The organism is Pollutimonas bauzanensis, assembly GCF_900129885.1.
In the GTDB taxonomy this organism is placed as follows: Bacteria; Pseudomonadota; Gammaproteobacteria; order Burkholderiales; family Burkholderiaceae_B; genus Pollutimonas; species Pollutimonas bauzanensis.
Genome location: NZ_FQXE01000008.1, coordinates 1 through 23,524 on the forward strand (window position 1 = coordinate 1; position 23,524 = coordinate 23,524).

24 protein-coding genes and 5 riboswitches are annotated in these 23,524 nt (G+C 54.3%); of the genes, 18 read left to right on the plus strand and 6 right to left on the minus strand.

Translation table 11 applies throughout. The annotated features are described in order from the left end of the window. Positions 1 to 122: 122 nt before the first annotated feature. The 7 genes from BUB23_RS15055 (at position 123) to BUB23_RS26760 (ending at position 5,035) form a co-directional block, all read left to right on the plus strand. Positions 123 to 899, plus strand: coding sequence for an AAA family ATPase (locus tag BUB23_RS15055; RefSeq protein WP_073104195.1), 777 nt, complete (start codon positions 123 to 125; stop codon positions 897 to 899). Positions 900 to 960: 61 nt separating this feature from the next. Continuing rightward, a complete protein-coding gene (locus BUB23_RS15060; RefSeq protein ID WP_073104197.1) occupies positions 961 to 1,824 on the plus strand; it encodes a metallophosphoesterase in 864 nt (287 codons plus the stop codon). 278 nt (positions 1,825 to 2,102) lie between these two features. Then, a complete protein-coding gene (locus tag BUB23_RS15065) occupies positions 2,103 to 2,636 on the plus strand; it encodes a Chromate resistance protein ChrB (protein ID WP_245801288.1) in 534 nt (177 codons plus the stop codon). Positions 2,637 to 2,649: 13 nt separating this feature from the next. Continuing rightward, the gene (locus BUB23_RS15070) at positions 2,650 to 3,288 is read left to right on the plus strand and encodes a cation efflux transmembrane domain-containing protein (RefSeq protein WP_245801289.1); all 639 of its coding nucleotides are present in this window, start codon (positions 2,650 to 2,652) and stop codon (positions 3,286 to 3,288) included. Positions 3,289 to 3,354: 66 nt separating this feature from the next. Continuing rightward, complete coding sequence (locus tag BUB23_RS15075; RefSeq protein ID WP_073104201.1) at positions 3,355 to 3,987, plus strand: phosphatase PAP2 family protein; 633 nt, start codon at positions 3,355 to 3,357, stop codon at positions 3,985 to 3,987. A gap of 77 nt (positions 3,988 to 4,064) precedes the next feature. Then, positions 4,065 to 4,820: a COG4280 domain-containing protein gene (locus tag BUB23_RS15080; protein ID WP_073104202.1), complete on the plus strand. Its 756-nt coding sequence runs from the start codon at positions 4,065 to 4,067 to the stop codon at positions 4,818 to 4,820. Continuing rightward, positions 4,817 to 5,035: a hypothetical protein gene (locus tag BUB23_RS26760; RefSeq protein ID WP_143161000.1), complete on the plus strand. Its 219-nt coding sequence runs from the start codon at positions 4,817 to 4,819 to the stop codon at positions 5,033 to 5,035. Before BUB23_RS15080 ends, BUB23_RS26760 begins: the two co-directional genes overlap by 4 nt. 30 nt (positions 5,036 to 5,065) lie before the next feature. Here BUB23_RS26760 and BUB23_RS15085 read toward each other — a convergent pair whose 3' ends face one another. The 4 genes from BUB23_RS15085 to crcB form a co-directional block, all read right to left on the minus strand. Further along, a complete protein-coding gene (locus BUB23_RS15085; protein ID WP_073104204.1) occupies positions 5,066 to 6,256 on the minus strand; it encodes an MFS transporter in 1,191 nt (396 codons plus the stop codon). 95 nt (positions 6,257 to 6,351) lie between these two features. Next, a riboswitch (Fluoride riboswitch) is annotated at positions 6,352 to 6,418 on the minus strand. 28 nt (positions 6,419 to 6,446) lie between these two features. Further along, a complete protein-coding gene (locus BUB23_RS15090; RefSeq protein ID WP_073104522.1) occupies positions 6,447 to 7,076 on the minus strand; it encodes a histidine phosphatase family protein in 630 nt (209 codons plus the stop codon). Between the two features lie 75 nt (positions 7,077 to 7,151). After that, positions 7,152 to 7,475: a DUF190 domain-containing protein gene (locus tag BUB23_RS15095; protein WP_073104206.1), complete on the minus strand. Its 324-nt coding sequence runs from the start codon at positions 7,473 to 7,475 to the stop codon at positions 7,152 to 7,154. 17 nt (positions 7,476 to 7,492) lie between these two features. Beyond that, entirely contained in the window at positions 7,493 to 7,876 is a 384-nt protein-coding gene (crcB, locus tag BUB23_RS15100; protein ID WP_073104524.1) for a fluoride efflux transporter CrcB, read from the minus strand. A 188-nt stretch (positions 7,877 to 8,064) separates the two neighbouring features. Then, a riboswitch (Fluoride riboswitch) is annotated at positions 8,065 to 8,132 on the minus strand. A 78-nt stretch (positions 8,133 to 8,210) separates the two neighbouring features. Continuing rightward, positions 8,211 to 8,275: riboswitch (Fluoride riboswitch) on the plus strand. Positions 8,276 to 8,433: 158 nt separating this feature from the next. Between crcB and BUB23_RS15105 the strand changes: the two genes are divergently transcribed. The 8 genes from BUB23_RS15105 (at position 8,434) to BUB23_RS15140 (ending at position 18,935) form a co-directional block, all read left to right on the plus strand. After that, entirely contained in the window at positions 8,434 to 9,378 is a 945-nt protein-coding gene (locus BUB23_RS15105) for a respiratory chain complex I subunit 1 family protein (protein WP_073104207.1), read from the plus strand. Between the two features lie 86 nt (positions 9,379 to 9,464). Beyond that, on the plus strand, positions 9,465 to 10,064 hold the full coding sequence (locus BUB23_RS15110; RefSeq protein ID WP_245801290.1) for a hydrogenase: 600 nt from the start codon (positions 9,465 to 9,467) through the stop codon (positions 10,062 to 10,064). Continuing rightward, entirely contained in the window at positions 10,064 to 11,563 is a 1,500-nt protein-coding gene (locus tag BUB23_RS15115; RefSeq protein ID WP_084136049.1) for a proton-conducting transporter transmembrane domain-containing protein, read from the plus strand. The genes BUB23_RS15110 and BUB23_RS15115 overlap by 1 nt, the downstream gene beginning before the upstream one ends. Continuing rightward, positions 11,560 to 13,053 (plus strand): hydrogenase large subunit, encoded by a 1,494-nt coding sequence (locus BUB23_RS15120; protein WP_073104212.1) that lies wholly within the window; start codon positions 11,560 to 11,562, stop codon positions 13,051 to 13,053. Before BUB23_RS15115 ends, BUB23_RS15120 begins: the two co-directional genes overlap by 4 nt. Before the next feature lie 10 nt (positions 13,054 to 13,063). Beyond that, positions 13,064 to 13,879 carry an NADH-quinone oxidoreductase subunit B family protein gene (locus BUB23_RS15125; RefSeq protein ID WP_073104214.1) on the plus strand — a complete coding sequence of 272 codons (816 nt, stop codon included), beginning with the start codon at positions 13,064 to 13,066 and terminating at the stop codon, positions 13,877 to 13,879. Continuing rightward, a complete protein-coding gene (locus tag BUB23_RS15130) occupies positions 13,872 to 15,857 on the plus strand; it encodes a proton-conducting transporter transmembrane domain-containing protein (RefSeq protein ID WP_073104216.1) in 1,986 nt (661 codons plus the stop codon). The genes BUB23_RS15125 and BUB23_RS15130 overlap by 8 nt, the downstream gene beginning before the upstream one ends. 10 nt (positions 15,858 to 15,867) lie before the next feature. Then, positions 15,868 to 17,403, plus strand: a complete 1,536-nt coding sequence (locus tag BUB23_RS15135; protein WP_073104217.1) for a MutS-related protein — start codon at positions 15,868 to 15,870, stop codon at positions 17,401 to 17,403. Then, complete coding sequence (locus BUB23_RS15140) at positions 17,400 to 18,935, plus strand: MutS-related protein (RefSeq protein ID WP_073104219.1); 1,536 nt, start codon at positions 17,400 to 17,402, stop codon at positions 18,933 to 18,935. The genes BUB23_RS15135 and BUB23_RS15140 overlap by 4 nt, the downstream gene beginning before the upstream one ends. Positions 18,936 to 19,041: 106 nt before the next feature. Here BUB23_RS15140 and BUB23_RS15145 read toward each other — a convergent pair whose 3' ends face one another. Together BUB23_RS15145 and BUB23_RS15150 are read right to left on the minus strand one after the other, a co-directional pair. Next, positions 19,042 to 19,386, minus strand: a complete 345-nt coding sequence (locus BUB23_RS15145; protein ID WP_073104221.1) for a DUF190 domain-containing protein — start codon at positions 19,384 to 19,386, stop codon at positions 19,042 to 19,044. Continuing rightward, positions 19,383 to 20,714: a voltage-gated chloride channel family protein gene (locus tag BUB23_RS15150; RefSeq protein WP_218599009.1), complete on the minus strand. Its 1,332-nt coding sequence runs from the start codon at positions 20,712 to 20,714 to the stop codon at positions 19,383 to 19,385. The genes BUB23_RS15145 and BUB23_RS15150 overlap by 4 nt, the downstream gene beginning before the upstream one ends. A gap of 83 nt (positions 20,715 to 20,797) precedes the next feature. Further along, positions 20,798 to 20,864: riboswitch (Fluoride riboswitch) on the minus strand. A 121-nt stretch (positions 20,865 to 20,985) separates the two neighbouring features. Between BUB23_RS15150 and BUB23_RS15155 the strand changes: the two genes are divergently transcribed. The 3 genes from BUB23_RS15155 to BUB23_RS15165 all read left to right on the plus strand — a co-directional run bounded on the left by BUB23_RS15155 (position 20,986) and on the right by BUB23_RS15165 (position 23,321). Further along, the gene (locus BUB23_RS15155) at positions 20,986 to 21,366 is read left to right on the plus strand and encodes an HIT family protein (RefSeq protein ID WP_073104222.1); all 381 of its coding nucleotides are present in this window, start codon (positions 20,986 to 20,988) and stop codon (positions 21,364 to 21,366) included. 54 nt (positions 21,367 to 21,420) lie between these two features. Next, a riboswitch (Fluoride riboswitch) is annotated at positions 21,421 to 21,489 on the plus strand. Positions 21,490 to 21,679: 190 nt separating this feature from the next. Beyond that, a complete protein-coding gene (gene eno / locus BUB23_RS15160) occupies positions 21,680 to 23,050 on the plus strand; it encodes a phosphopyruvate hydratase (RefSeq protein ID WP_073104224.1) in 1,371 nt (456 codons plus the stop codon). Next, entirely contained in the window at positions 22,995 to 23,321 is a 327-nt protein-coding gene (locus BUB23_RS15165) for a DUF190 domain-containing protein (RefSeq protein WP_073104226.1), read from the plus strand. Before eno ends, BUB23_RS15165 begins: the two co-directional genes overlap by 56 nt. Positions 23,322 to 23,524 lie beyond the last annotated feature (203 nt).

The window sequence follows — 23,524 nt, forward strand, 5'->3', positions numbered from 1 at the left end:
AGGCAAAAGCTTAAGAAAATTGGAGGCCCGGGTGGGTCAGTTTTACTCCGGCCGAAAAGCCGGAAAGTGGGTCAGTTTTAAACCGGCGTTGACACTTACGCCAGCCTGTACCGCTCACTCTCATGCCCGGCCTTGCGCGCCTGAATGCAATCCGCGATGCGCTTGCAGCGGAATTCCCGTGGGCGCATGACGCGCTGAGGGTGATCATGAGCGGCCTCGTGGCTCGACAGCGGCACGGCGTCAGGCGTCTGGGCATGCAGCCCATATTGTTGGCCGGCAACCCGGGAAGCGGTAAAACACGATTTGCGCAGCGCCTGTCCGACTTGCTCGGCACGCCCAATGCGCTGATCAATTTAGCGGGAATGTCCGATGTCAAAGTGCTCAAAGGCGTCACTCGCGGCTGGGCGAGCAACCGGCCGTCACGTTTGATTGAGTTCATTGGACAAGTCAAAGTGGCCAATCCGCTTTTTGTCCTGGATGAGATCGATAAGGCCCAGACCTATGATCACGGCAATGGCGGGCGCCCGCACGATGCGTTGCTCGATCTCTTGGAGCCAGGCAATGCTCGGCGTTACAACGATATTTACCTGTTAACGGAATGCGATCTCTCCCACTGCTTGTACATCGCCACGGCCAATTCGTTATTGACGTTGCCAGAACCTCTGCTCTCGCGCTTGCAACCGGTGCTCTTTCCGATGCCAGGACCCGAGCATACTGAGGTTATTGCTAGAGGTATCGTCACGGATCTCGAGCGCGAGTGGAACGTACCAAACGGAGCGTTGACCGTGTCAGCGCGCGATATCGAACGGCTGCGCGGCCTGGGCCCACGTGAAATGCGCCGAGCGCTGTTGGGACTGTTCGGCGACGAAGTACATTCTGCGATCTACACATTGCATTAACTGAAACAGCCTGAACGCTATCAATTGGGACAGGCTACGCGTCAAGCTGAAGGAAATTATCATGACCACGTATCGCCAATGGCTTCCCGCTAATGACACCGGGCGTGACTTCATCGTCGGGGACTTGCACGGCTGTCTGGATCTATTACAGGCCGAGTTAACACGCGCCGATTTCGATCGCAATAGGGATCGACTGTTCTCGGTCGGAGATTTAATTGATCGCGGCCCCGATTCTATGGGATGCCTGAGGTTACTCCGCGAACCGTGGTTTTACGCCGTTGTAGGCAACCACGAAGATATGCTGCTCAGCTATTACAAGAAGCGGAATCCAAACTATCACAGCGCGCCGGATTTCATTCGCAATGGTGGAGGCTGGGTGCATCGGTTAGATGAGCATGAAAAATCGGAGCTAGAGGACGATCTTTTGCCTCGGGTGCTGGCGCTACCGTACGTGATCACCGTGGGCCAGGATCCCGATATGTTTCATGTGACGCACGCCGAGCTCATGACAGGCGCGCCTGATGAGAACTATTGGTCAGCTATCGCTGGGTTGCCCATCGACCAATCTCCTAAGCAAGTATTAACCGATGCGATGCTGACCGACAGGGTACTGTCTGAAATGACGGGTGCTCTCACCTGGGGTCGACGCCTGATTCTTAACGCCAGCGCCCAGGAAGCCACGGAAATCGAGACACGAGCGGGAAAAATATTGATGAGCCAGAAGCCTTGGCACGCGGGATTGTCATTAACGTATGTTGGCCATACGCCATTAACCCAGATGGTGCTATATGAATCGCACCTTTTCATTGATCGCGGAGCGTTCAAAAGAGGGGCCAACACATGTTTGTTGGTGCTTAACCAGGACAATGTTCGCGGATGGCTCGGGTGTAACAGTAATGACCCATCCCGATCAGGTGATAGTTAAGGACGCTCAGAGATAACTAACAGCGCTCGCAGCTCAGCAATGCTTATCCCACAGCGGGACTCACCTTTTTGCTGCTAATAGCTGAGGACCTGCGTCTTGCTTGAAGCATAAAGCCCGTACGCTGATCGCTGCCTATTAAAAGGCCATTCCCCGCGTGCAGACGCTTCGGAAATAAACTTCGTATATCCAAGCTGATGACCCTGACGGCGACATGTTGCTAAAATATAAAAACACTTGAAAAGTAACTACCGTTACTTTATAGTCGTACCATGAAAATTATGAGCTGGCTATTACTGACCTACAAGGTCCCTCCCGAACCACCAAAAAGACGCGTGGCGTTATGGCGCAAGCTAAAAGGAATGGGCGGGATTTACCTGCAGAACGGCGTATGTCTACTGCCCAAGACCGATGATCATGTTCGCCAACTCAAGATGTTGGAAAACGAGATCTTTGAAATGAAAGGCGATTCCGTGATCCTCGAAACCGTCGCCTTAGATCCTTCCCAAGAAGAGAAAGTCATCGCGCGCTTTAAAGCCGACCGGGATGAGGAGTACGAGGAATTTCTAGACAAGTGCAAGGATTTCGAAGGCGAAATTGCCAAGGAAGTCGCTGCAAACCATTTCACCTACGCCGAGTTGGAAGAAAACGATGTCGATCTTAAAAAGCTGCAAAACTGGCTGGAAAAAATCCGCAAGCTAGATTTTTATGGCGCCACGCTTGCCTCTGACGCGCAGAAGCGGTTGAGTGACTGCGAAACGCTGCTAGATGTCTATGCGCATCAGGTTTTCGATGCGCAATCCGAGAACCGCTAAGGCAACTGCCCTCATGAAATCATCAGAGCCTCAACAAACGAGTACCGCGCGGCCTTCAATGTCAATATATTCAGATATGGGCTTACGCCGTGTAGTGATCATCGTCGCGTTGGCAAATCTCGCATACTTTTTCGTTGAGTTCGCGATGGCACGGCGCATCGGATCGGTTTCGCTGTTCGCCGACAGCATCGATTTCCTGGAAGATGCCTCAGTCAATCTATTAATCGCGCTAGCGATTGGCTGGTCGCCACGCAATCGCGCCCGCGTTGGCATGTTGTTGGCCGCTATCCTTATGGCCCCTGTCCTAGCGTTACTGTGGACCGCATGGCAGAAGTTTAATGTTCCGACTCCGCCTGAGCCGTGGCTGCTGTCATTGACCGGTTTAGGGGCAATGGTTGTAAATTTTGGGTGTGCTCTCTTGTTGGCACGATTCCGACACCACGGCGGCACGCTTACCCGAGCCGCTTTCCTTTCGGCGCGCAACGATGTACTGGCCAACATCGGCATTATCTTAGCGGGTGTGATCACGCTTCAATGGTCTTCGGGGTGGCCGGATCTGATTGTCGGTCTTGCCATTGCGGCGGTCAATGTGGACGCGGCCAAATCAGTGTGGAGCGCTGCCCGGAAAGAACACTTGCTGCCCTCAGCATGAAAGAAGCCGCGAAGCGTGATGAGGTCGATTCGAGTATGCCATTGACCTCTTGAGATTCCCAAATCCATGATTGCAATTGATATCCTACGTGAAAGTCTTCATTTTTCCGAGACCGCTATTCCCGGAAATGTTTCTCTATTACTAGCCGTTGTCGATCATTTCCGAGGGCTTTCCGTCTACGTACTGAAAGCGACCTTTGCGCTTTTCGAGCCCAGGCTGTTCATCGTCCAGGCCTTGTTATGCGCAGGATGGAGGTGGCATCAACGGCATCAGCCAGGGACGACCATCACTTGGGTATCTTTTAGGCGCGAAGCCGCTTTTTGTCTAATTTGTTTTATCGCCTGCGTTGGCGCCGTGGGTCTTCTTAAGATTACGCTTCAGATTCCTCGACCCGAGTATGCCTTGCAGCACTTTATTCCAAGACTGTCGGCGGGCGATCCCTTCGGTTTCCCGAGTGGCCATGCGGCAATAGCCGCAGCGGTGGCCTTTGTATTGTGGCGGCGAGCATCCACTTTCGGTCGTGCAGTTCTGGCGGCCATGGTTGCTTGGGTGATGACGGCCCGCTGCATCGCAGGGCTGCATTTTCCATTCGATGTGCTATCGGGGGCTGTCATCGCTTTGGTAACCGCTGCATGCATATCTTTAATATATCGTCTCTGGCGATGCAATATGCGGAGCTCTGAGCATCATGTTGTCTGAGTCACTTGATTGGCATAGCCGTTGTAATAAACAGGAATACTCAGTCGATTGTCTTTATTTACTCGTAGGGGATTAGCATGATGCTCTGGACCCATGCCGGACCTTCGGTTCTGGCGGCATTTCTGGCTTCGCTGGTGGAGTTTGTCGAGGCACTGACTATCGTGCTTGCCGTGGGCACTGTCAGGGGCTGGCGATCCGCACTAACAGGGGTGGCCGGTGGCGTGGTTCTGCTCGCTGTCATGATTATTGCGTTTGGACCGCTGCTGGGACAAATACCCATCAAATTGCTGCAAATATTCGTCGGCATGCTTTTGCTGCTTTTTGGCATGCGCTGGCTGCGTAAAGCCATACTGCGGTCCGCAGGGGCCATCGGACTGCACGATGAACAAGCGGCCTTTGATGCCGAAACGGCCCAGTTGCGCGCGACCAGTGTAAAGGCGGCAACCACGCTCGATCCCTTGGCCGTGGCCACCGCCTTCAAGGCAGTATTGCTTGAGGGCATCGAAGTCGTGTTCATCGTTATTGCTGTAGGCGCCACTGCCAATATGCTTGTCCCCGCCAGCGTGGGCGCCGCTCTAGCAGGTGTGCTTGTTATTGCGCTGGGCATAGTGCTGCAAAAGCCTCTGGCTCGCATTCCAGAAAACACGCTCAAATTCGCGGTTGGCGTATTGATTTCGGCTTTCGGTATTTTCTGGGTCGGGGAAGGATTCGGCCTAGTCTGGCCAGGCGAAGATCTGGCAATTCTGGCGCTGGCGGTCGCGTTGCTTATTGTGGCGCTGGCTTCGGTCAAGCTTGCTCGCCATCGACTTCAATCTATGGAGGTTGCGTCATGACCGGGCTGATCGAATTTTTGCAAAAACTAGGGCGCTTGTTCGTGGATGATGGAAGTCTGGCGATTGCACTGATTGGATGGTGCGTAGCGGCCGGTCTGCTCTTGCCGACTTTTGCCCCGCAAAACGTGTGGAGCGCGCCCTTATTTTCCTTAGGATGCCTGCTTATTTTGATTGGCAATGTCGCCCGTAGCGCCGAGCGACACAAAAAGCGATAGCGATGATGTGTTGTTCATGGCGCATTTCATTTACTTATGGATACGGCGACTGACCCATATGAATAACGGTATGGCTGCAAGTTGCGCCACAACACAAAACACAATCGTCGCCCATACAGAACGGTCGTAAAGCATGCCTATTGCCGCACTACCGGCAAACCAGAATACGCCATAGCCGGCCGTAAACAAACCAAACGCTGAAGCTCGACGCTCGGAAGAGACCATCGGCGCAACAGCGGCCGGGATAATGGATTCATGCACGCCCATACCAAGACCCCAAATAGCGGCTCCGACTAGGGCCACCCAAAAATTCCCCAGGAAAACCAGCGGCGCAAAGAGCGCTGATAGCAATGTCAGGCCTATGAGCACACGAAACCCATAACGATCAAAGAGGCGTCCGAAGAGCAGCGAACCGCTGCCGCTGACCGCCATCGCAACAGCATAAAACGCGGCGATCCATTCGTTTGGAACGGTATGAGCGCGACTGAAGTGATAGGCAATCAAGGGGTAGTCGGCAAAACCCGCTGCAATCAAGCCCGCCCCAAGCAAATAGATCCAAAAGACACGCGGCAAGCCATTACTTGCTTCAGAGGGGGATTGCACAACCAAATCCTGCGGGCGTGGATAGCGCCAACGCGCAAGCCCGACAAAACAGAGATTGATCAGAGCGGGCAAAGCCAGCACGGCAAACGATTCCCGATAGCTGCCGTGTTGGGCAAGTATCAAGGCAACGACCAAGGGGCCGAATAGCGCGCCCAATTGATCGAGCGATTCGTGTATGCCAAAGACCCAGCCGTATCTGCCTACCTGTTGCGCAGCATAAGAGAGCATCACGTCGCGCGGGGGATTACGGATGGCTTTGCCAACCCGTTCCAGAATGATCAGAACGGCGGCTGCCTGCCAGCTATGTGTTAAAGCCAGGGCGGGCACTGCCGCCATTTGCAACACATAGCCACTGATGGTGATAGGCCAAAATTGTTGTGTAGTATCGGCCAAACGACCCGAAACCAGCCTTAGCCCATAGCCTGCCAGTTCGCCAAAGCCGGTAACTACGCCAACAATCGTCGCCGTCGCCTGCAAGCTGGCCAGGTACGGCCCAAGAATGCTGCGCGCCCCTTCGTAGGTAAAATCCGCAAAAAAACTTAGTACACCGATTAGCAATACAAACTGATAGGCGCGGCGGCTTGGATCCGCGGCGGGCTTTGAGTCGTGTGTCAACATGTCCGTTTCCTGTGCTTGGGCTCAATAGTGAGCACATGAGGCAAGCCTGGAAGCGGAAAACGGGAAACAAAAAATGCCTACAACTCCCGATCCAGGAAGGTGTAGGCATCATCAGTCGCTGATAGCGACGGTTAGCGGAGGAATGCCATCTCCGTCGGTGCAAAAACCAAGGTGGCGTTACACGCAACCCTCAATTAGTCGGTAGTTCTTCTAAATGTGCGGTGTCATTGATACAACGTATTGTGATCTTCCCATCATGGATGTCAATATGATTGATGCAGCAGGGACTTTGCGCCACGCGCCAATAGGCAGAAAGCGGCTGATCTAACAACTGGAGCAACAGGGCACGGTTTACGCTGTCATGCCCGATGAGCAAGACCACATCCGATTTGTTCGGGTGGCGTTCTAACACGGTACGTAAACCATCGGCCGTGCGCGCTACGAGATCTTGCAATGACTCCCCATCGGGAAAGCGCATCAGATGCGGGCTGTTGTACCAGGCCTGATAAAGCGTTGGCCAACGTTCGCTTACCGCTTCGTGCGTTAATCCCTGCCATTGGCCATAATCGAGGTCATGCAAGCCATTAAGCACTTTGGATGAAAGATTCAGTGCTTGTGCAATGGGCGCGCCGGTGGCGATGCTTCGGCCCATGGGGCTGGTATACAGCGCCACAGGCGAAAAACGTGCAGCCACCCGCTGCGCTAACACGTGCGCTTGGCGCTCCCCAAGCGGGCTTAACGGGAGTTCGGCACGACCTCGAAATCGTTCGGGATTAATGCCCTCGACATGGCCGTGGCGCATAAGAATCAGTGTAGTCATTGATTTTCCCTTATCCAAAATAAAATAATTGAAGCGGACCCAATTCGTAAGGACAACCCCCTGCATCGGCGGGCATCAATCGGGGTCGCCTATCAGTCCAAATTCCACGCGTGTCTTGGAGTAAAACAAATGAAGCGCCGGTTCGGCGGCTAAACGCGTCATGAGTTCTTCACTTTCTGCGTCGGTCACCACCACCGTAATTTCTATGGGTTGATCCGCCAGGTCAAAGAAACGCGCCGAATGAAGGCGGTGATGTCCGCCGAGTCCTTCTTGGGCGGCCGTCATCGTAGCGCCCCGAATCCCCATCGACTGAATAAGCGCCATCAACCATTGATGCAGAGGGTGATGGCCATGGCGGCGGTCTTGTTGTGTAAAGAACGTCAGTTGATAGCCTGTCATGATCGTGACTCCGTTAATTAACTACCGGATAAAGACTGCGCGATGGCAATGCCAAGTATTGTTAAAGCGATTGAGCCTATGACATGCAAGCCAATTTCTAGCGCGGCGCTGGCTAGTTCCCGGCTCTGGATCATGGTGCCAACTTCCAGCGAAAACGTGGAAAAAGTCGTCAAACCACCCATAAAACCGGTAATCACAGCCAGACGCCATTCTGGCGCCAGCCCACTGTGATTGGCGAAGAATACGCTGGCAACACCTATGAGCAGGCCACCGATCAAATTAGCGGCCAACGTGCCCAGCGGTAGTGTCGGCCAAAGCGAGTTCAAACCCATGCCCAGTACCCAACGCAACAAGGCACCGAGGGCAGCACCGATAGAAATTGCAAAAATTGCACTTAGCATGGCAGCCGCCATGTAATGGAGCGAGATGATTGTGGCCGGACTTGCGGCCGAACCCAACCCATGGCCGAGCATGGAGAATGAAAAACGAAGGAAGAAAGAGGCATCTTAATCATGGAACCGGATCTTTGCGTACGCGTTATCCTGGACCACAAATCGCTGATGCATACCGCCTACAGCCCTTGTGCCAGGGACCTGTAGGCATCATCAATCGGCTTGCGCCGATGGTTAAAGGAGGAATGCCATCTCCGTAAAGAGTGTAACAAGCCCAACGATGGCACGCAATACGTATAGGGCATAAGGCCAGGATTGCCGAAACGCACACACCGATGTAGACTGTGTTACAGGAGATGGCATTCCTCCTTATAACCGCCCAAACCGGCTGATGATGCCTACCAAACTACTCCTGTTACGCAGGAAAGGGATTGGTGGCGCCGGTGAAAAAAACCGTTATAACCCTACCCATAGCGCCTCACTGTAACGCTTGTTACTTTTGCGCGGCAGCGAATTTCCCTGTGCGCGCGGCTCTGCAATTTAGTCGCGAGCCCTGAGGAGCAAGCATGGTACGGGACATCCTGCTCCAGATTGCCCAAGTTGCCACGGTGCTTCTTTTGTCACCCTTATTGCAAGGCCTCATCCTGCAATGGGAAGAACGCGTTCAACGCGCGCAAGGGCCGGGTATCTTCCAGCCCTACCGTGATCTATGGAAGCTGTTTCACAAGCAGCAGGTCGTACCTGAGACCGCTAGTTTTATCTATTGGTTAGCACCCATCGTTGCCTTTACGTGCATGCTAACGGTGCCGATTCTTATTCCCGTGCTGACCAATTACCCGTTGCCGGCATCGGACATGGGCGATATTTTGGGCGGAGGCTTAATCCTCACGCTGGGCGCTTTCATGATCACGCTGGCCGGATTGGATTCGGGCAGTGCCTACGGGGGCATAGGCGCCTCACGATCCGCCATGTTGGTTATCTTGGCCGAACCTGCGCTTATTTTGGTATTTGTCGGCATTACGCTGCTGGCCAAATCCATGCTGCCTTTTGTCGTGAACCATTTGCTGGTGCGCCAGCCCGAGCTCTATTGGAGCCCCGCTCATCTGTTTCTGGTGGCGGCCTTCTTTATTCTTCTGCTGGTCGAGACCGACCGGTTGCCCATTCATTCCAGCACGCATATTGAAGTCTACATGATTGAAGAGGCTCGGGTTCTGGAGTATTCGGGTCCGTTACTCGCCTTGTTGAAGTGGGCTTCCATGATGAAGCAGGCCATCTTCTACATCCTGTTCTGTAACGTGTTGGTGCTGCCGTGGGGCCTTTCCTATCGGGGCGAAGCCCTGGGAGTCTTGGGTGCCCTCATTGCACTTTTATTGAAATTCATGCTCGTTGCCGCGGCGGTCGTTTTTGTCGAAACCGCACAAGCGCGCTTGCGCTATTACCGCTATCAGGAACCCTTGGCTGCGTCTTTTCTTTTAGCCATCCTGGCCATTGTCGCCAACCAATTGAGGTAAAAACCATGCTCGCTGCGCACTTACCACCCTTGGCCGCTTCACTTTTTAGCTTATTGGCCATAGGCAGCTTGCTATTGGCGTTTGTCATGCTGGGTTCGCGCTGGCTCAAAGACTATTTGCTGGCCTTTGCCGCGCAATCCTGGCTGATCGCGATTTTGTCGGCGGCCATTGGCTATTACGGGCACTTTACCGAGCTGTACTTGATTGCGGTCCTGACGGCGGTGTTTCGCGGCATGATCCTGCCGTGGATGATATTGCGGGTTGTCGACCGGCTGGATGTCGATCGCGAGTTGCAGGAGCGCTTGTCGGCGAGCACGAGCCTGGTACTAGGCGGGCTCCTGACGCTGTTCGCCTTTGTGGTCTCTACGCACCTGGCGCAGTCGCTAGACCTGGCCGGCACGGTCGCCGTACTGGCACTGACGGTCATGCTATCGATGAAATTAATTGGCTTTCTGATGTTGGCGGTGCGTGGCGAAGCCGTGAGCCAAGTGCTTGGGCTGTTGGTCCTGGAGAACGGTATTTTTCTGGGTAGCCAGATTCTGATACCCGGCATGCCCTTGCTGATCGAGCTGGTCATTCTTTTTGATTTGTTGGTCGTGGTGGCATGCTTTGGCGTTCTGGTGCGCTATTTGGCCGTGCATGCCGGTGCCACCAACGCGCGCGCCTTACGCAGATTGGTGGGCTGATGACCATACGACTAATCCTAATCATTTTGCTCGCGCCGTTGGCAGCTGTTCTAGGCTGCTTAGCAGTACGCCGGCCGCGACCCGCCGAATTCTTGAACTTAGCGGCGGCCGTTGCCGTATTTCTGGCCACGTTACGGCTATTGCCCGAAACCTTGAATGGTCCATTCTACTTTTGGAATGACTATTTGATCGTGGATGCGTTGGGTACCTGGGCGCTGCTGTGCGTATCGAGTGTGTATCTGCTGGGATCGATTTACGCCATAGGCTACATGCGTATTCTCAATGTAGAGGTGCGTTTGCACCGCTTCTATGCGCTCTATGCCGGGTTTGGCCTGACCACGCTAACGAGTCCGCTCATGAATAACGCCGGGGTGTACTGGATCGCCATTGAGCTGACCACCTTGGTTTCCACGTTTCTGGTGTGTTTTGAGCTGAGCCGTGAAAGCATCGAAGCCGCCTGGAAATACATTGTGATTGTGTCGGCCGGCATCAGTTTGGCGCTTCTGGGCACCATACTGTATTACTGGGGCGCAAGCCTCGTGCTAGGCCCAACCTACGATATGACGTGGAAAGCGCTCAGAACCGCTGCGCCGCACATGAATCCGGCTATCAGCACAATCGCTTTCTTTCTTGTTATTGTCGGGTTCGGCACCAAAGTCGGACTCGCGCCCATGCATACCTGGCTGCCCGATGCACATAGCGAAGGACCGACACCTGTGTCGGTCATGCTCTCCGGGGCGCTGCTGAATACGGCCATGGTCGGCATTGCACGCTATTTGCAAATTAGCGACGCGGCGCAGATCGGGCTGCTGCCACGCGCGTTGGTTGTTGTGCTGGGCACGGCGTCGTTGGCGGTGGCGGCCTTGTTCATCGTTCGCCAAACCAATATCAAGCGGCTGATGGCCTATTCCAGTATTGAACACATGGGTATTTTGGCACTCGGCTTTGGATTCGGTGGCCCCCTGGGCGTGGCCGGCGCGCTTTATCACATGCTGAATCATTCGTTATGTAAGTCGCTCATGTTCTTCGGCGCCGGCAACGTCATGCGGGTATGGGGCACCAAGAGAATCAAAGCGATACGCGACGTGCCCCGCCGGCTTCCCGTTTCGGGCTGGTTGTGGCTTGCCGGCGCCGTGGCAATCACCGGAGCCCCGCCTTTTGGCCTGTTCTTAAGCGAAATCGTCATCTTACGCGCCGGTCTGACCACGGCCTTTGTCTGGGCGGCGTTTCTGATGGCGCTGCTGCTGATCGTCGTCTTTATCGGGTTTCTGAATCATTTTCGTGCCCTGTACTTTAGCCCCATTCCAGATAGCCATCGTGATACATCGACCTCGAATAAGAAAACAAAGGCGCCAGCCGACTTTCCCTCGGTCTGGTGTACCTTGCCGATGTGGTTGGCCTTGATCCCGTTACTCGTTCTGGGTTTGTGGTGGCCCGATTTCTTTATGCGTTTCTTTGCCGCTGTAGCCGCCGGACTGGGCGCAGGAGGCACACCATGAACGATCCGCGTATTGAAGATCTGGATATTGATCAACTACCCATGCGCTGCCAGCAGTTAGTAACGCAGGGCGGTCGTCTGGACTTTGCCTACGCCTGGTTTCCCAACCAGGATACCGATCCCGAGCTTCGATATATTGTCCATCCCGCACCGAGTCAGCCATTACACATCTGGCGTTGCCGCCCTGGCCAAGCGTCCATTCCTAGCCTTGCCGACATCGCTCCCCTGGCGTCATGGTATGAACGCGAGATGAGTGATCTGTGCGGGCTGCACTTTCGGGGTCAAGCCCATACCCAGCCGCTTGTCTTCTTGCCGGGTGCGACTGTAACAGCACCTCCGCTGAGTTTGGCCAGCGCCGAACCGCTGCTTCGCTATAAGCCGGTGGCCTATGAGCTACCGCACATCGGGGGTCCGGATCGGGAAGATATTCAGGTGTTGCCCTTTGGACCAGTACGCGCCGATGTCGTGGAGTCCGCACAGTTTGTGTTTTTCTATATTGGCGAAGCAATCCTGCACTACCATGCGCAGCTTTTTTTCAAGCATCGCGGCATGGAAAAACGCTTCGAAGGCCGACCATCGGATTTAGGCGTGGTATTGGCCGAACGGGTCTCAGGCGTGGGTAGCGCCGCTCATGCTCTGGCGTACAGCCAGGCGATCGAAGCCGCGGCGGGCTGCGTGGTGCCACCAAGGGCGCAAGCACTACGCGTCATTCTGGCTGAGCTGGAGCGTCTATACAACCATTTGCATTATCTCGGTCATTTGTGCCATACGACGACCTTGAAAGTGGGTGAGGCGCAGGGCAAGTATCTGGAGGAGCTTGCCAAGCAAATCAATGCCCGAGTGGCCGGCGATCGCTTACTGCGTAACCTGCTCTGTCCTGGCGGACTGCGTCGCAATTTGCAGTTGGAAGGACTCACGTTTGATTTGCAAAAGTTACAGGATCGGTTCGCGCCTTATGCACGCATGCTCGAAACCAGTACGCCGCACCTGGACCGCCTGATAACCACCGGTCTGTTAACGCGGCAAGCCGCGATCGATCAAGGCGCCACGGGCCCCATTGAACGGGCTTCGGGAATCAATCGAGATCTGCGCCGCGATCATCCGTATGCCGGCTATGCGTCGCTATTAGTGGGTGCCACGGTGAAAGAAGCCGGTGATGCGCATGCACGCCAACAGGTCCGCATTACTGAAATCGAAAATAGCTTTGGCTTGATTGAGCAGGTCATGAATACGCTGCCATCCGGACCGACCCACGTTCCATGTACGCCCTTGCCGGGCAGTGAGGGGTTGGGCTGGGCGGAGTCGCCCCGGGGCTCGCTCTATTACGCGGTACATATCGGCGGCGACGGCCGTTTGGCGCGGGTCAAAATCAAGTCGCCCAGCTTTTCCAATTGGCGCGTTTTTCCGTTCACGGTGCATGACAGCAACATGATGGACTATGCGATCAACGAGGCCAGTTTTGGCCTGACCACGGCCGGTTGCGACCGCTAGGAGATAAGTGATGCCATTGTGGACGCTGTACGGTTTAACAAAAGGAAAGGCCAGCACGGCGTGGCCGGAATCAGGTGATGATGGGCAAACCGGGGTGCGAGGCATGCCGCGTTTTGACCCGGCCAAATGCCTGGACGGATGCCAGCGCTGCGCGGATTCTTGCCTGCCCGAGGCGATTACCGTGATCGATGCCGGCCAAGCCCGCATCGCGGTCGATTACGGACGTTGCGTTACCTGCCAGGCGTGCGTAGAAGCCTGTCCGACCGGAGCATTTACCTCGTCCTCAGACTGGGCCTTTGGTGTTCGCCGGCGCGAGGATCTGGTTTGGGCCCAAGCCATAAAAACGCCCCAGGCAGAACAGCTAAAAGGGAATATCCATCGGATTTTTGGGCGTAGTCTACATATCCGCCACGTCGATGCAGGTTCCTGCAACGGATGCGAATCCGAACTGCAGGCGCTGAATAATCCGTTCTATAACTTGCATCGATTAGGCATCTTTTTTACAGCCTCGCCGCGCTTTGCCGATTTACTACTGGTCACAGGACCGGTGACCTACGCCATGCGAGGCCCGCTTCTGGAAACCTATGAGGCAATGCCTGAACCTCGGTTTGTCATGGCTATGGGCACCTGCGCGGTATCGGGCGGCACGAACGGCGGTGGTTATGCCTGCGGACAGGGCTTAGATGGCGTATTGCCCGTTGATGTCTACCTGCCCGGTTGCGCGCCCAATCCGGCAGCCATCATCCATACGCTGTTGTTACTGCTTGAGCGCATGCCTCAGCGGGTGCATGGGGGGCAACAAGAGCACGAGGATAACCATGCCTGAAGGCCTAATCGTCGCGTTTTTGCTGATCATCGCCGGCTTGTTGATGGCGCTGCTGCGCTGGAGCATGCCCGCTCGGTGGCTAATTAGCGCAGGGGCTGCGGCCGGCGTTGTGACGGCAGCAACCACACTGCCACACGGTAGCGCGGCGCTGATCTTGCCTTTTACGCTGGCCGGCCAGACGGTGACGCTCAGTTACGCCACTGAGGCGCTTTGGTTGATGGGGTTTGGACTAATGCCTGCTGTGTTGGCGATAGGGCTGTGTAGCCCGATAGTGCTCGCGCGACCCGGTTGGTTGGTTGGGGCCGCCATGTCGCTACTGGGCGCGTTGGGCATCTATGGCGTGCAGGACGCCTATTCCTTTTTGATTTCCTGGGAACTCATGAGCTTAGGCGGGGCCATCATGCTGTTGGCCGAACGGCTCTCCAAAGACTATGGCAAGGCCGTCTTATTCATGTTGGCGCTATTGGAGTTCGGTACGGTAGCGATCCTAGTCGCCTTTTTGCTGCTGGGCCATGCGAGCGGGAACAGCATGGACTTTGCTGGATTTCCCGCAGGCGCGCATGCCTTGTCTAGTGATGGTCGCATTCTGGTCGGCGCCTTGTTGGTCGTCGGTTTTGGCGCGAAGCTGGGGCTCTTGCCGTTCTACGAGTGGTTTCCTGGCGCCTATGCCTGCGGTAGCGGGGCATCGGGCGCGATCTTGTCTGGCGTAGTGTTAAACGCCGCTTTCTTTGCGCTGTCGCGCGGCTTGGTGCAATGGTTGCCAAGCGAGGGCGAGTGGCTATTCGCCCTGGGCACAGGCATTACCGTTATCGGGGTTTTCTCGGCCATTCTTGCGGCGTTTCACGCCTTCCAGCAAGACGATTGGCGGCGCTTACTTTCGTTCTCGACCGCTGAAAACGCGTCCATTGCCGTCACCGTATTGGGTGCTTGTCTGATTTTTCGGGAGAATGCTCAATTCGATTTGGCTGCTCTGGCCTGGACCGTTGCACTTTTGCATTTGGCAGGCCATGCGCTGGCCAAGGGCGGCCTTTTTCTCTGCGCCGATGGTATTTATAGGGCCGCAGCGGGGTATGGCATCGTGCAGGGTGGATGGCTGCGCAAGGCGGGCGTCGCCTTCGGCGTGGGGGCCTTGTTTTGCACTATGAGTCTGGCGGCCGTTCCGCCACAAATGGGTTTTGTCAGCGAATGGTTCGTTTTTCAAACGCTGTTTCAGGGGTTTCATCTTGGCAACTTGGGTGGCAAGCTTCTGCTCGCCCTGGCTGGGGCGGGCTTGGCACTTACCGCCGCTGTCGCGTTGGCGACCTCTATTAAGTTATTCGGCGTTGGACTGCTGGGCGCTCCCAGGCAGATAGATCAAGCCGGTATTAGCCGCCGTTACTGTTGGTGTGTTCTGTTGCTCGGGGTGGCTGTTCTGGCGTCTGCCACCGGCCTGCCGATATGGCTAGGCGCCCTGGACGATGTGGAATTCACCCGGTTTGGTGCGCATGGCGCCCTGGCAATGATGAATGGATGGGTGTTGGTGCCGTTAACCGATACCTTTGCCTTTATCTCGCCTTCCATGCTGATGATCGCGATGCCACTGTTGGCCATTTTGCCATTGCTTTTGCTGCTCAACATTCGCCGTCACCGAATTCGCCGCGCACGGGTCTGGTATGGAGGCATGATCGAAGATCCTCAGTGCGCGGCCACTACCTCGCTGAGTTTTTCCAATGCCATGCGCACGGTATATCGCCTCATCTATCGGCCCACACAGGATACAACGCGCGAGCACCGGACCAATGCTTACTTCGTGCAAAAAGTCGATTTTCACCACGATGTGGCCAAGATGTTTGACCCTTGGTTGTTCAAGCCAATTCAACAGGTTGTCTGGAAACTGGCGGGGCGGCTGCGAGCTTTGCAGTCCGGCGATCTGAATTTTTACCTGGCGCTCATCGGAGCTTTGCTAATCGTAATTCTATTCTTGACCTTGTTGCAATGAGGAAGTGGCCATGACGTTTAGCAGCATACTTTTTCCTCGGATCGAAGACAGTATGACAAAGGAAAGCGCGGACGCTCCGGAATTCTTTGTCGATTTAAACCTCGACCAGATAGTCGCTGCTATCACCGCAGGCGCGGACGAGTACAACTTACCGCCATTTTTTCATGTTTCTTTGGGCGATATGGAAACCATCACGTATCGAAATGAGGTAATGCAGGATCTCGAAGACCCCACGGCGATGGCGTGTGTAAACGCCTTTGCGCAAAGCATGCGCACCATGCGCGAACATATTAAGCAATCCGGAAAGCTCTCTTATAAGTATCAGAAGGAATGGTGGTTTCTGGATGCGGTGCAAATCTACTGCGAGGCCGTGAGTACGCTTGCGCGGGATTTATCACATTGCAATTTGGCGTCTGCTGGCGGCTTGGGGTTATGTGACTATTTGGCAAGCTATACAGGGTCCGAACCATTTACGTCACTGCTGCAAGAGACCACGCAACTTAAAGCAGATTTGTCTGCCGTTCAATACTGCATGCGTATAAAGGGCGCCACCATCGAGGTTCAAAAATACGGATCCCAAGCGGACTATAGTGCGAGCGTCGAAAAAACGTTCGAAAAGTTCAAGCGGGGAGCGGTGAAGGACTACAAGGCCAAGTTTATCGAGTGGCCCGATATGAATCATGTTGAGGCTCAGGTGCTTGAGTTCGTCGCGCAGCTGAATCCGGAACTCTTTGAGCGCCTGGACGATTATTGTGTGACGCATGGCGACTATTTGGATCCGACGATTGCCGTTTTCGATCGCGAAGTACAGTTTTATGTCGCTTATCTTGGCTACGTCGCCGTGCTCAAGCAGGCCGGATTGACGTTTTGCTACGCAAAGGTTTCGGATCAAACGAAAGCAGTGCTTGCTGATGAGTGCTTTGACCTGGCCTTGGCCCACAAACTCATTCACGATAAGTCCGCCGTTGTATGCAACGACTTCTACTTGAGCGGCCCGGAGCGTATCTTCGTTGTGTCAGGACCCAACAATGGCGGCAAAACGACGTTCGCACGCACTTTCGGACAATTGCACTACATGGCAAGTCTGGGATGTCCCGTGGCCGGCAGACAGGCGCAGCTCTTTCACTTTGACCGATTGTTTGCACATTTCGAAAGAGAAGAGAATATCAAAAACTTGAGGGGTAAATTGCAGGATGACCTGGTCCGAATTCATAGCATTCTGGAAAAGGCGTCACCAAACAGCATCGTCATCATGAACGAAATATTTACCTCCACCACGTCGCAAGACGCCCTGTTTTTGAGCAAATATGTGTTGGAAGAAATCATAAAGCGGGATTTGCTCTGCGTGTGCGTGACGTTCCTGGATGAGTTGTCTTCCATGAGCGAAAAAACCGTGAGCGTAGTCAGCACCATCGTCCCTAAAAACCCAACGCTGCGGACTTACAAACTGGTAAGAAAGCCCTCCGATGGACTGGCTTATGCGCTATCCCTGGCTGAAAAATACCGGCTTACCTACGCCTTATTACAGGAGCGGCTGAAATCATGAAGGCTCTTCTCATGTATAAAGATCGCGATTTTGATTTACACCAGACTTTGCCCATGAATGAGCAGGCCCTCACACAGGATCTTGAACTGACCACCTTGTTTACTGCGATGGCGCTTGAGGACAAATTCTTGTTCGATGTGACACGGCAAGCGATCCTGTCGAGTGTGGGTAACGATGTGGACACTATCCTGTATCGCCAAAGCGTGCTTAAAGATTGCCTGAAACATCCTGAGCTTATAAAGCGTATCTATGCTATTACGCTACGCTCGATGGAACTGGAAAAGAAAGCGTATTACGGATTTTTTAGCAAGTATCCGGCCGCCATACTCAGTAGATCAATTGAAGTGCTTCAGGGTTTCGTTGGAACCTTGAAGGAGCTCAGGAGCATCGCCGAGCTCCAGGCGGATAAATTCGAGTCCGACGGTTTCGTTACTTTTTTTGCGATGCTGCGCACCGAGCTTAGCGATGACTATTTTGCCGAGATCCAGGAGCATTTGAAAACGTTGAAGTTTCGTGATGGCGTTTTGATCAGTGCGCAGCTAGACGATGGTAACAAGGGCGCCCATTACATACTTCGAGAGCTGCCACGCAGTACCGAGTGGTGGATAACAAGGCTTTTAAAGCAGATTTTTATCCGAAAAAAATCGGCCTACTCCTTTACCCTCGCGGATCGCGATGAAAACGGAGCCAGGGCATTATCAGAGCTCAGAGACCGAGGCATCAATCTCGTCGCCAATGCGCTGGCGCAGTCGACCGATCATATCCTGAGTTTCTTTTGTCTGCTGCAGACTGAACTGGCCTTCTATATTGCCTGCTCGAACTTACATGCGAACCTGACTCAACAGCAGGAGCCAATATGCTTTCCCGTGCCCAAGGACAAACAGGAACGGAAACACGCTTTCACGGAACTCTATGATGTCTGTCTTGCGTTGCAGATGGGACACAGGATCGTCGGTAACGACCTGAATGCAGAAAATAAAAATTTGGTGATCATTACTGGCGCTAACCAAGGGGGGAAATCGACTTTCCTACGTAGCCTAGGGTTGTCCCAGTTGATGATGCAATGCGGCATGTTCGTTGCAGCCGAATCGTTCAGCGCCAATGTTTGCGACGGCCTTTTTACACATTACAAGCGCGAAGAAGACGCAACAATGAAAAGCGGCAAGCTTGATGAAGAGCTCGCCAGAATGAGTGATATCGTCGATCAGGCAGCGCCGCACACCGCGGATAGCTTGATGTTGTTCAACGAATCGTTTGCCGCTACGAACGAACGAGAAGGTTCGCAGATTGCCACACAGATCATGAACGCCCTGTTGGAACGTGGCGTCACGATCGTTTTTGTGACCCATATGTACGAACTTTCCCATGCTTTCTATGAAAGAAAAATGCCAAACGCCGTGTTTCTGCGAGCTGAACGCCAGAGCGGTGGCACGCGAACCTTTAAGCTAATTGAAGGCGAGCCTTTAAAAACAGGCTATGGTGAAGATCTCTATAAAGAAATCTTCAAAGACAAAGAAGCGCTTGGCGGATAACCCCATCAGTAGGAACTCATTGGCGCTACCCAAGCAGCATGGGTTGCAACGCTCTGATGGCACCCATGCGTTATATGTCCATACCGCTTGGGCAGTCTGTTTTCAACTATGTGCCCAACGCCATTTCCGCACGCATGAAAATGACTCGCGCCTGAGCAAGGTGGTGCTCGTGACGACGCAAAAAATCGCGCAGCTTTTCCTCTATATCAATGAGCTCTATGCAATGCGGATGAGAGGGATGAATCGTCTCCACGTGTCGGGCCGACATGCGCTGACCTTTTAGATAGCCTGCATGTACTTGGTGAAAAATGACCTGCTCGATGCCTTCGCGCGCGGCATGGCGTAGCAGATGCGAAGCCAGCGACGGACGAAAGAAGCGGTGTAGCTTGCGCGACGGCAGCGCTTTCTCGGCAGACTGGAAGTAAAACCGTAGAGCAACGATATTGCTCATGAAGAGCTCCTTTCTTCATTGTTAGCCGTGGTGGGTACGACAGGGGTAGCGCTCTTGCGAAATTCGGCCAAATCGGATAAACGCAGCCCTTCAGGAAAGAGGGCATGTTTGCCCAAACCCAGGCGTTGAGATCGATAGATCCCGGTGTGGCCGGAAAACAAATAACTAACGACACACGCCAATGCAGCAAATACGCCGATCTGCGGCCCGAATAATTCAATGGCCATAATGGTGGATGCGATGGGTGTGTTGGCAGCGCCCGCGAATACCGCGACAAAACCAAGTCCCGCTAGTACGGGAAAAGGCAGGGGGAGCACATACGCCAGGGCATTACCCAGCGTGGCGCCTATATAAAACAAGGGTGTTACTTCACCCCCCTTGAACCCGGCCCCCAGCGTGAGCGCCGTAAAGCCCAATTTACCCAGAAAATCGTAGCCTGGCAGTGGCTGCTGGAAGGCTTGAACGATGGTGGGAATACCCAGACCCAAATACTTGTCAGCACCCAGGAAGATAGTTGCGAGTAATGCGACCACGGCACCGCCCAGCATCGGACGTAACGGCGGGAACTTGATATGCCGCTTGAACCAACGGCCCACGGCGTGCGTGATGTCGGCAAACAGCATTCCAACAAGACCAAATGCGACACCAGCCGCAAGAGTCGCGAGTAGTGTTATTGGCGAGACGGCCGGCACAAAAGGCACCGTGTAGAGCGTGTGATGAACACCCAGCAGTCCGGGTATCTGGTCACCAATGATCGCGGCGACTAGGCAGGGAAAGATAGCGTCGTAGCGTAAGCGGCCAATGGCCAGTACTTCCAGTCCGAAAATCGCGCCAGCAAGCGGCGTGCCAAATACCGACGAAAAACCGGCGCTGATGCCCGCCATCAATAAAATACGCCGGTCTTCCTTGTTTAGGCCAAACAAGTGGGTCAGCCGGTCCGCCAAGGCTCCGCCCATTTGCACAGCGGTTCCTTCGCGCCCCGCAGAACCCCCGAATAAATGCGTCGCGACTGTGCCGAGCAAGATAAGGGGGGTCATGCGCTTGGGGACAATGCGCTTAGGGTCATGAATTTCATCGATGAGAAGGTTGTTTCCTCCCTCGACCGATTGGCCAAGCCAGTGATAGACCCAACCGATCGCAAGCCCTGCAATGGGCAAAAGCCACAGGAGCCACGGATGCGCCAGGCGTGTGTCTGTCGCCCAATCAAGCGAAACAAGCAGGACAGCGGACGCCAAGCCTGCCAAGGCGCCGGCCAGTGAGGAAAGAGCCAGCCAACGTACAACAATTGAGAGCATCGCTAACTGCTCAGGAGGTTTTTTCTTCTTCATGAGAACCAGGAATGTGAAAATTGACACACAAAACCTGGACAGCGGACACGGCAATAAAAAATGCCTACAACTTCCCTGTCCAGGAACTTGTAGGCATCATCAGCCGCAGAGCGCGGCGGTTAGCGGAGGAATGCCATCTCCGTTGGGTGCGAATTATATAGTGTTTTTTCGTAACCTGCCAAAGGATCTTGAAGCCGATACTCGATAATCAGCACTAACATGTGAGTACTCAAGGAAATGAATAACGCAGCAGTTTCGCAAGGACATTGCTATGAAAACTACCACCTCAACTTGCCCATTCTGCAGTGCCAACGACGACGTATTACTAAAAAACAGTCATGCCTATGTCCGACGCGATATCAATCCGGTGACACCGGGCCATCTGCTCGTCATTCCGTTCCGTCATGTCGCTAGTTATTTCGATACCACCGACCAAGAGCGTATGGCATTGCTGCAATTGCTCACCGCCTCCAAAGCCTGGCTGGTGCAGAATCATGCGCCGGCAGGTTACAACATTGGTATCAATGTGGGTGAAGTCGCCGGCCAGACCATTCCCCATGTACATATTCATCTGATCCCGCGTTACGTCGGCGACGTGGACAATCCACGCGGCGGCGTGCGCGGCGTGATACCAGCGAAACAATCCTACTAAGGGTGCGAGAGCAGATCACGTTACCGTCGCCATTTTTCGTAATCGGTGCTAGGATTCAGATACGGAGATGGCATACCTCCTATCCCAACCGCTGGATTCCCAGCTGATGATGCCTACGAATTTCTTACTCAGGAGATCGTAGTGCGCTGTCCATTACTTCCCCACAACTTCGTTGCGCATCCCGCTCATTTTTCCGGGCGCTCTCTCTTGTATTCGACGCAATGCAATACGGTTACGCACCGTCCGCGCCTAATTAAGGCGGGACTGGTTGCACGCTGGCTACCCGTTAAATCGGTTTCATCGAGAGGCGATCATGACTAACGCCAGGCGAATCTCGGTTGTCACCGCGCAAGAGATACTCGACTCACGCGGCTATCCAACGCTTGAGGTGTCCATCGGACTTGGCGATGGGACGGTCGCCACAGTTGCTGTCCCCGCCGGTGCGTCCACCGGCAAGCACGAAGCGAGGGAAAGCCGCGATGGCGATCCTAACCGATATGAAGGTAAAGGTGTCCTTCATGCCATTGAGAATGTCACAGGCATCATTGCTCCTGCTTTGACCGGCATGCCGGCGGACGATCAGTCCGTCATTGACGCAACGCTGTTGGCGTTGGATGGCACTGAGTTCAAGGAGCGTTTGGGCGCTAATGCGATCCTGGGAGCCTCGCTGGCATGCGCGCGGGCTGCAGCCGCATCCCACGGCGTCGATCTATACCGATACCTGGGTGGGATTGAAGCCCACGTGCTTCCCGTACCCATGCTCAACGTACTTAACGGCGGCAAGCACGCGCCGGATGGATCGGATATCCAGGAGTTCAAGCTCATTCCGGTTGGTGCGCCGACCTTTCGCGAAGCTTTACGTTTCGGCGCCGAAACCTACCATGCATTGCGCGACGTGCTACACGACGCAGGCGCGCCGACCACCGTTGGGGACGAAGGCGGCTTCGCCCCGGCCCTGACATCGAATGCCGCCTACCTGGACGTTATCATGCAGGCGATCGAGCGCGCAGGCTATCGGCCCGGCGAACAAATCGCCATTGGCTTGGATCCTGCCGCCACGACTTTCTGTGAACAGCGCTTCTATCATTTACAGCGGGATGCGCGAACGTTATCTACAGGCGAAATGATCGACTACTGGGCCGACTGGACGCGCCGCTACCCAATCATTTCGCTCGAAGATCCTTTGGCCGAAGATGATTGGGATGGATTTCAGCGCATCACGTCTCGACTAGGCAAGCAAGTGCAGATTATTGGGGACGATCTTTTTGTCACGAACCGAAAATTCCTGCAGCGAGGAATCGACACGGGATGTTGCACGGGCATACTGATCAAGCCCAACCAGATCGGAACTATCAGTGAAACGCTGGAAACCGCACGCATGGCACAGCGCGCGGGATATGCCTGCCTCGTGTCACATCGATCTGGAGAAACCCAAGACACCAGCATTGCCGACTTGGCCGTGGCACTCAATTGCGGTCAGATCAAGGCAGGCGCTCCGGCACGAGGAGAAAGAGTGGCCAAGTACAACCGTTTATTACACATCGAACGCGCCTTGGGCGAAAACGCTGTATTTGCGGGAAAGACAGCGTTTCCACAGCTACGGCAGTCTCTCGCTGGAGGTATACATCATGAAAGGTTATCAAGTGACATTTTTCACGGTGCAAGATCGCCGTCACGGCCATAAGCAAATGGGTGATTGGCTACTTGAGCTTGCTAAATCCATGCAGTTGCACGGTGCGACATTAATTGGAGCACAAACAGGGATCGGGGCACGCCACCGATTCCATTCGGTCCACTTTCTTGAACTAACTGACCAACCCTTGGAAATCACGATGATCGTGTCCGAAGACGAATCAGCCCGGTTATTCGAACGACTCAACGCCGAGCCGAATTTGGAACTGTTTTATGCAAAAACGCCGGTTGAATTTGGAGCTATTGGACGCGTGGACCAGTAGTGCCACGGTACCGTGCTAAACATCGACTGGAGCCGTGGCAGACCAATTGAACTTGGTTACTCACCACGCCCCATAGCGCTTAGCCTTCCACGCAACAATCCTGTTTGATAAATGGACTGGTTATTGACTGCCTGTAGGCGCTAGATAGTCGCAATTATCCAAATTAGAGATAATTTAGTCAGATTGACTTTCTATCATATTAA